Origin of the sequence: Pseudoalteromonas sp. SG43-7 (assembly GCF_014164295.1) — a bacterium.
GTDB lineage: Bacteria > Pseudomonadota > Gammaproteobacteria > Enterobacterales > Alteromonadaceae > Pseudoalteromonas > Pseudoalteromonas rhizosphaerae.
Genome location: NZ_JACJEY010000008.1, coordinates 135,639 through 141,638, shown reverse-complemented (window position 1 = coordinate 141,638; position 6,000 = coordinate 135,639). Strand labels below are relative to the sequence as shown.

At 39.5% G+C, this 6,000-nt stretch carries 4 protein-coding genes; all 4 read left to right on the top strand.

What is annotated here, in order from left to right; all coding sequences use genetic code 11:
• Nucleotides 1-69 precede the first annotated feature (69 nt).
• The 4 genes from flgJ (at nucleotide 70) to H5200_RS05675 (ending at nucleotide 5,593) form a co-directional block, all read left to right on the top strand.
• Complete coding sequence (flgJ, locus tag H5200_RS05690; protein WP_182718211.1) at nucleotides 70-1,038, top strand: flagellar assembly peptidoglycan hydrolase FlgJ; 969 nt, start codon at nucleotides 70-72, stop codon at nucleotides 1,036-1,038.
• Nucleotide 1,039: 1 nt separating this feature from the next.
• Nucleotides 1,040-3,046 (top strand): FlgK family flagellar hook-associated protein, encoded by a 2,007-nt coding sequence (locus H5200_RS05685; protein ID WP_182718210.1) that lies wholly within the window; start codon nucleotides 1,040-1,042, stop codon nucleotides 3,044-3,046.
• Between the two features lie 2 nt (nucleotides 3,047-3,048).
• Nucleotides 3,049-4,281, top strand: a complete 1,233-nt coding sequence (flgL, locus tag H5200_RS05680) for a flagellar hook-associated protein FlgL (protein WP_182718209.1) — start codon at nucleotides 3,049-3,051, stop codon at nucleotides 4,279-4,281.
• 349 nt (nucleotides 4,282-4,630) lie between these two features.
• The gene (locus H5200_RS05675) at nucleotides 4,631-5,593 is read left to right on the top strand and encodes a flagellin (protein WP_149981565.1); all 963 of its coding nucleotides are present in this window, start codon (nucleotides 4,631-4,633) and stop codon (nucleotides 5,591-5,593) included.
• The last annotated feature ends 407 nt before the right edge of the window (nucleotides 5,594-6,000 follow it).

The following is a 6,000-nucleotide window of genomic DNA, read 5'->3' as shown; positions in this document are numbered from 1 at the left end:
CTCGCAAACTCGCATTGGCTTAATTATTGCATTGTTAATACTATTATTAATCACTGTGTCAAATTGCTGATGGATACTAATCATCTCGATAAACAAAACTTCTTTGATTTAGGCAATCTCAATACATTACGTCAAGATGCCTTAAAAAGTGGTGCCTCGCCTGAAGCATCAAAAGAAGCGCTAAAAAAAGCAGCGGCACAATTTGAATCTATTTTTACGCAAATGCTTTTAAAAAGTATGCGTAAAGCAAACGAAGCGTTTGAAGACGAAGACAGCCCTTTTAACTCCAGTGGAGTAAAGTTTTTTGAAGAAATGCATGATCAACAGTTATCGGTTGATTTATCTTCAAAAGGTTCATTGGGCTTAGCCGATCTCATAGTGCAACAACTCTCTCCTGACGGGAAAAAATTTACCCCTAGTTCAGTGCTGCGCACCGTCGATGATTTTACCAGTGATCAACGTGCAACCAGCAAGAATGCTGATAAGGCGGCTGACACTCAGGCTGTCAATAGCAGCTCATCAACAGCGCAAAAACCTCAGTTTGAAAATGCAGAAGATTTTATCAGTAGTGTTTGGGAACATGCCAAAACAGCTGCTGAGAAAATTGGTTTGAACCCCGCTGTGATGGTTGCACAAGCAGCTCTTGAGACTGGCTGGGGGAAACATATCATTAATAAAAGTGATGGTAATAGCAGCTTTAATTTATTCAATATTAAATCAGATAAAAGCTGGCAAGGTGAGAAAGCCAACAAAATGACGCTTGAATTTGAGCAAGGCACACCAGTTAAAAAACAAGCTAGTTTTCGTGCATATGATTCTATTAAAGAGAGTGTGAATGACTTTGTGCAGTTTTTGATAGAAAACCCACGTTACCAAGAAGCGCTACAAAATACCGCAAAACCGGCTGCCTTTTTAGATTCATTACAAAAAGCTGGTTATGCCACTGACCCCAATTACGCTGACAAAATTAAGCAAGTGCTAAACCACACAGAGCTTAAGACATTGGCGACATCATTGGTTCGCCAAGGAGTAAATTAACATGTCGTTTAACTTATTTGACATTGCAAGCTCAGGAGTTCGAGCTAGCTCTGAGTTACTGCAAACCACCAGTAAGAACATTACCAATGTTAATACGGTAGGTTATGTACGCGAGCGTACAGAGCATATGACCATGATTGATAACCAAGTCGGTCGTGGAGAAACCTATCGTTTATTAAATGAGTTTGCACAAAAGCAACTCAATCGTGATACCTCAAATAAAACCTTTTTCGACCAATTTGTGACTGAGGCTGGCCGGGTTGATAGTTTGTTTTCTCAAGAATCCAATAGTCTATCGACTAGTATGAATTCGTTATTCAATAATGTGCAGGAAAGTTTAAATCAGCCATCATCCTCAGTTGCACGATCGCTCGTAATGACGGATGCAAAAAATTTGATTGATCAAATGGATCGCTTATCAGGCATTGTATTTAATCAAAAAAATATCGTGAATGATCAGTTAGAAATATTTTCTGATGAAGCGAATACATTAATTCAAAATATTAGCAGCTTGAATAAGCAAATAGCTACCGTAAATGGTACGCGTAACGAGGCAAACTCAAGCACCACGTACAACGAAAGAGACCTTGCTATTCGTAAGTTATCGGAATTAATTGATGTAGAGACACTTGATGGCCCCAACGGTGAAAAGCTCGTATTTATGGGCACCGGCGAATCATTAGTAATGCAAGATGGCGCATTTAATTTATTTTCGATGGCGGGCGATCCTGATCCTAATTTTAAAGAATTACATTTAGACATAGATGGCGGCAAAGCTGTGCCGCTTGATGTTGATGTGACTAAGCTTAAAGGTAAAATTGGCGGATTATTAGCATTTCGTGATGACATTTTAGTGCCAGCACAAAACCAACTTGGCCAAATGGGGCTTGCGATTGCTGATGCTTTTAATCAACAAAACCGTTTAGGAATGGACGGTAATGGCGAGCTCGGTGGTGATATTTTTACAATCCCAACGATTGGCGGTCACGCTTATCAAGCCAATACAGGCAATTCAAGCATAACGGCTACCTTAGAACCAGGTAAAGGCAGTGAAATTCCTGCCAGTGACTTTATTGTTACTTATACCAGTGGCACAACGGTAGAAATACAACCGGTCGATAATAAAGGTGAACCATTAGGCTCTCCCTCAACCGCCAATATAGTTGCTGGCGTTATTGATTCATCGACTATGACCGGTGGGGAATCTTTTGGTTTACAATTAAACGTTACAGGGACTGGTAATGTTGGCGATAAATTTGCAGTTAAACTGAATGCCGAGGCTGCATCGAGTTTAACACTGGCTACCGATAGACCAGAAGCGTTAGCGCTGGCTTCTCCAATTCGTACGGCAGATAATATAAACAATACAGGTAATGGCAATATATCAGCAGGGACTGTTACTAGTGTGACTTCGGGTGGCTTTACAGCCACGACGCCTCCGGATCTAGCAAATGGTGATATCACGATAGTGAAAACCGCTAATGCTAATGAATATACAATTACAGACAATAACGGCAGCTCGACTTTTACGATTACTCCACCTGCTAAAAATCTACTAGAGCAAGCTGGCCCTCCTTATGATAGTTACGGTTTTGATTTTGATATTGAAGGCACCACAGCGGTAGGTGATAGTTTTACACTGGAGTTTAATGAAGGTGGTTTTGACGATAACCGCAATGGCTTAATGTTAGCTGGGTTACAAAGTGGCGAGCTAGTGCGGCAAAATGTTACCACAACCGCATCGGCTGATAATCATAAAACATTTAATCAAGCCTATGCAGGGTTAGTTACTGATATTGGTGTTGTTACCAATCAAGCGAAGACCAATGGTGCTGCTTTTGAGGCATTAGCTCAACAGTCTGAAGCCTGGTATGAATCACTCTCGGGAGTTAACCTTGATGAAGAGGCTGCCAATTTATTGCGGTTTCAACAATCTTATGCGGCGTCTGCACAAGTGCTTTCAACAGCCCGTTCTATATTTGACACTTTACTTAATGCTGCGAGGTAATTATGCGTTTATCTAATAATTTGATGTATCAAAACAGTGTTAATTCGATTTTGAATAATCAGCAAAATGTCAATAAAGCACAAGAGCAAGTTAATACCCAAAAGCGAGTGCTTACAGCTTCAGATGATCCATCGGCAACAGCACGGGCGTTACTGTATACCGATCGTATACAAGCGAATGAGCAATACAGTAAAAACATTACCATGCTAACGAGTCGATTAAAGACTCAAGACAGTGTGCTTGAAAATATTAAAGGCTCACTTGAAAAAGCCTATACATTGGCAATTCAAGCAGGTAATGGTGTTTATACCGATATCGATCGTGAAGGTATTGCTGAAGAGATTAAATCTATACAAAGTAGTGTGCTTGATTTAATGAATGCTAAAACTGAAGATGGTAAGTATATATTTTCAGGCTATCAAGATAACACCCAAACCTATTCGCTTGATTCTTCAACTGGCAAATATGTTTATGGTGGCGACCAAGGCCAGCATAAAATTAAAGTAGCGGAAGGAGTTGAAATTAAATCCAGTGATAATGGGGTTGATACGTTTGAAAAGGTCAATGCCCGGTTGAATGTTGCCTCTAATGACGGCGTTGTTTCAGGAGGGATCACTAGCGCAAAAGTGTATGTACGCGAGCAAGCTCAGTTTGATGCTTTTCATAAAGCAAATTATAACGCTGATCCCGCAGCCGCGGCCGGAGCAAATACGTTTAATATTCTAACAACCCCAGGTACACCTAATACATATCAGGTTGAACAAGGTGGAAGTGTGATCAGCTCTGGCAGCTTTGAGGGATCAAAAATTAAATTTGCTGGGATGGAAATTGATATTAGCCCAGTTGCAAACGGGCAGGTAGACTTTACTTTAGAAGCGCCGAAAAAAGAAAATATTTTAAACACATTAAGCGATTTAATTGCTGGGTTAACTGACCCAACAATTAGTCAAGAAGATTATGACCAAGTATTGGCATCGGCCATGGTCCAAATCGATAACAGTAAAAATCAGGTCTCTTTAACACAGGCTGGTTTAGGTGGGCGGTTAAATACAGCTGAGAAAATCACGCAATCTAATAGTGATCTAGATGTAAATAATAAATCCTCCCGTGCAGATTTAATTGAACTTGATATGGCTGAGGCTATTACTGAACTCACGAAGCAAGAAACTGCACTGCAAGCGTCGCAGGCAACTTTTGGCCGCTTAGCTAAATTATCACTGTTCGATTACTTATAAGTAAGTTATAAGAACATCAAGAGTAAGGCAATATATTGCCTTACTCTCGTATTTTTCCAGCCTTTTAAGATCATCTCCTTACTATTTAACAGCTTAATAATTTCCTGAAGAAAAAGACCTGCACAATAATCCTTTTAGTTTTTTAATGAGCTTTATTAATTTAGTCACTATAAAATTCATTAAATTACATGAGCTTAAAAAATAATGGAAAAAAAATAAAAAAAAAAGCTAAAGGATTTTTTTGCTAGACCGATAACTTAATTAACCAAGCAAAGCGTTGTAAATAACAACCACTGCTTAATCTAGTAAGTTTGAGAGTAAATGATAAGTTTACTTCTGGAGAGATATCATGGCTTTATATGTAAATACAAATGTTAGCGCGTTAAACGCACAAAGACAATTAAATAATTCTGGTAATGCACTGGATACATCATTCCAACGTTTATCATCAGGTTTTCGTATTAACAGTGCGAAAGATGATGCGGCAGGTCTACAAATTTCTGACCGTTTAACATCACAAATTAACGGTTTGAACCAAGGTAACCGTAACGCGAACGATGGTATTTCACTAGCACAAACAGCTGAGGGTGCATTAGACGAAGTAACATCAATGTTCCAACGTATCAGAACATTATCACAGCAAGCAGCTAACGGCTCAAATACTGATGAAGACCGTTTAGCGGTGCAAGAAGAGATTCGTTCATTATCTGAAGAAGTAAACCGTGTTGCAGCAGATACAACGTTTGGTGGTCAAAACCTTTTAGACGGTTCTTTCTCCGCGAATTTCCAAGTTGGCGCAGATGCTGTACAGAATATCAGCTTTAGTATGGCGTCAGTTGGCGGTACGGCTAACTCAATCGCTGGTAATAACGGTTTTACCATGTCAGGTATTGCAGGGGTTGCCAGTGCGGTAACAGGCGCAAGTTTAAGTGCTACAGCTGGAACAATTAGTTCGCAAGTAGGTTCATCAGCTGATGCTACAGGTTTTGCTGCGGTATTTACAGCAAGCGGCATAAGCGTATCTTCACAAGCGAATGCGCAAGCGGTAATGGCCGGCATGGATTCATTAATCGCGGTTGTTGATAAAAAACGCGCTGAGCTGGGTGCGGTACAAAATCGTTTTCAATCAACGATTCGTAACCAGTCAAATATTTCAGAAAACCTAAGTGCTGCAAAATCACGTATTAAAGATACAGACTTTGCGCAAGAAACTGCAAACTTAACAAAAATGCAGATTCTACAACAGGCTAGCCAAACAATTCTTAGTCAGGCTAATCAACGTCCACAGGCTGCATTAAGTCTTCTAGGATAATTGGTTGGAAATAGTCAATTAATTGACTAAGAATGTAGCGCCTTTGTTTAATGGGGTATTAACAAAGGCGCTGAAACGGATTGATAAAGCGGAGGCGCTTAAAAATCCTGTATTGTTCTAACATTTGTAAGAACATAATTGTTAAAGCACAAACTATGCCAATAGTAAGTGTTAGGCATACCCACTCTCAAACTTATCTTCAAAGGGCCTTATAGGCCCTTTTCTCGTTTTTTATAATTCAATGCAACTCTATCTATAAAGTTGGCCTAAAGATTGCTGAATACTTATTACGATTTAAATTAATCTGCAAAGTGGCAGTTTATTGCCCCCAGTCAACTTAACTTGACTGTAGTAACAGGTCACTTTGTCAAAATTCCACTCATTAAATTAAAGAGTGGCTTTAATTT